At 76.7% G+C, this 2,459-nt stretch carries 2 protein-coding genes and 1 pseudogene; 2 read left to right on the top strand and 1 reads right to left on the bottom strand.

Features of this window, described 5'->3' with window-relative positions; genetic code table 11:
- Nucleotides 1-387: pseudogene (locus tag RIF68_RS34185) on the top strand (MFS transporter); the annotation flags it as partial.
- Nucleotides 388-534: 147 nt separating this feature from the next.
- Nucleotides 535-1,302, top strand: a complete 768-nt coding sequence (locus RIF68_RS34180; RefSeq protein WP_309055356.1) for a maleylpyruvate isomerase family mycothiol-dependent enzyme — start codon at nt 535-537, stop codon at nt 1,300-1,302.
- A 145-nt stretch (nt 1,303-1,447) separates the two neighbouring features.
- Here the strand turns inward: RIF68_RS34180 and RIF68_RS34175 are convergent, their stop codons facing one another.
- Entirely contained in the window at nt 1,448-1,945 is a 498-nt protein-coding gene (locus tag RIF68_RS34175; protein WP_309055355.1) for a hypothetical protein, read from the bottom strand.
- Between the last annotated feature and the right edge of the window lie 514 nt (nt 1,946-2,459).

Here is a 2,459-nt window from a genome sequence, read left to right as displayed (position 1 = left end):
CGGCTGTCCGGCACGCTGCTCCTGGAACGGTTCGGCCAGACCCGCACCCTGGTCGCGGGCGGGATCACCGCCTCCGCCGGCATGCTCCTCGGCGCGCTCGCGCCGACCGTGTGGGCCGCACTGCTCGGCTTCGCGGTGACCGGCCTCGGGCTCGCCAACATCTTCCCGGTCGCCGTGGCCCGCGCGGGCGCCCTCGCCGGACCCGGCGGGGTGGCGACCGCGTCCACCCTCGGCTACGGCGGGATGCTGCTGGGCCCCCCGTCCATCGGGTTCCTCGCCGACTGGTTCTCCCTGCCGGTGGCGCTCACCACCGTCGCCGTGCTGGCCGCCGGCGCCGCGGTGATGGGGTACGGAGCACGCAACGCGGGTGCCTCCACGGCCGCTTGACCGCCCCGTCCACCTCGGCGGCCCCACCGCCCCCGCCCGTGTCCGAGGCCTGAGACGGATCGCGGCTCGCCTCTTCCCCCGCGCGCCAGGGCTGTCAGAATCCGGGCCATGGACATGATCGAGGAAAGCAGTGTCCCCGAGGGGACGATGAAGGTCGCGGAGCACATCGACGCGCTGGACGCGGCGGGACAGGCCCTGGCGGAAGCCGCCGCCGAGGCGGGCCCCGACGCGGCGGTGCCGACCTGTCCCGGGTGGCGGATCCGGGACCTGCTGCGGCACACCACGACCGTGCACCGCTGGGCCACCGCCTTCGTGGCCGAGGGGCACACCTCGTACCGACCGGCCGCACGTGAGCCGGACCTCGACGGCGACGCCCTGCTCGCGCACTACCGCGAGGGACTGGACGGCCTCGTCGCGGCCCTCCGCGCGGCGCCGGAGGGGCTGGAGTGCTGGACCTTCCTGCCGGCGCCGTCGCCCCTCGCGTTCTGGGCGCGGCGGCAGGCCCACGAGACGACCGTGCACCGGGCCGACGCCGAGTCCGCGCTCCCCACGGGCCCCGGCATGGTCGACCCGGTTCTCGCGGCCGACGGCATCGACGAGCTGCTGCGCGGTTTCCACGCCCGTGACCGCAGCCGCGTACGGACGCCCGAACCGCGCCTCCTGCGGGTACGCGCCACCGACACCGGTGACGTGTGGACGGTACGGCTCTCCGGCGACGCGCCCCGCACCGAGCGGACCGCGGTGGAACCGGGCGCCACCTTCGGGGAGCCGGCCGCCGACACGGAGCTGAGCGGGACCGCCGACCTGCTCTACCTGTACCTCTGGAACCGGCTGCCCGCCGACGCCGTGACGCTGACCGGGGGCCCGGACCTCGCGGCCCTGTGGCGCGAGACGTCGGCGATCACCTGGTCCTGAGCGGTCCGGGGCGGGCGGGGAACGAGGAAGCGGGTCCCGTCCGCCGACGGGACCCGCCGCTGGAATCCGCGAACCCGCTCCGGCCCCGGGCGCGTTCCGCCCTGGCCCCTCGGCCGTGGGGTCTCTCAGCCCCGGAGGGCCGCGCTCAGCAGGACGCGGCGCGCTCGGAGTCGGTGACGGCCTTCGTCACTTCGGCGAGCTGCGGCCTGAGCTGGTTGAGCCGGCCCTCCCCCGACATCCGGTCGTCGTCGAGCGCGTCGACGGTCTTGTTGAACGTGCCGTACACCCGGTCCAGCCGGCCGGTGTCCACGGCGGCACCGCCGGTCTCCTTGGCGCTCTCGCGGATGTCGTCCATGTCTCCGTTCATGTCCTCACGGAGGTCCTCGATGTCCGCGTAGCTCGACGACGGGCCGAGCCGGGACAGCTCCGACGCGTGCCCCTTGAGACTGGCCAGATCCTCACAGACGGCGGGGCGCGAGGGGGCGCCGGTCGTGCTCGGGGCGGAGGCGGCGTCCCCGTCCCCGTCGTCGCCGCAGGCACTGAGAGTGAGGGCGGCGACGGCCGTGGCCGCCAGCAGGCCGGCCCTCACGGAACGCCGCCGCCGGACGCGCGCGGGACGGGTACTGGTCGTGTACGTGGTCATGCGACTGCCCTTCGTGACGCAGAGCCGCTGACGTGCGGCGGGTGTGAGGTGCGAGTGTCCGCGAAGGGCGAGAACAAACATCACCTCCGCCGACGGCCACCCCCACGGGGCACCCGCCACCGCCGCCCCCACGCCCACCCGGCCGGAACTCTCGGTGACGGAGGGCGCGTGGGCCCCGTTCCGGTACGAGGCGGGGCGCCGGCCTTCGAAGGGCGGGGGCCCGGGACGCCGGGCAGTCGCCGCACGAGCCGCGAGGACCCGGCCGCGGCCCCGGTTCCGCGACCGTTCACGCCTCGACGCGCGCCCGCGTACGCGGGGCGCCGACGCCCCGGCGAGGGACCGGTCGCGCGCCCGCGGACACTCCCCCCGGGCCCGTGCCCCGGACCGCGCGGGGTGGCTCGGTGCGCGCGCCGCCGCCCGGCGCACTCGGGCCGGTCGGCGGGGCCCCGCTCCCCGCGGCGCCGCCCTACGCGTTCCCCGTCGTGCCCGTGTCCCCCGGCGTCCCGGCGCTCCC

This window comes from Streptomyces sp. (assembly GCF_031178505.1).
Lineage (GTDB): Bacteria > Actinomycetota > Actinomycetes > Streptomycetales > Streptomycetaceae > Streptomyces > Streptomyces gulbargensis.
This window is presented reverse-complemented; position numbering and strand designations above follow the sequence as displayed.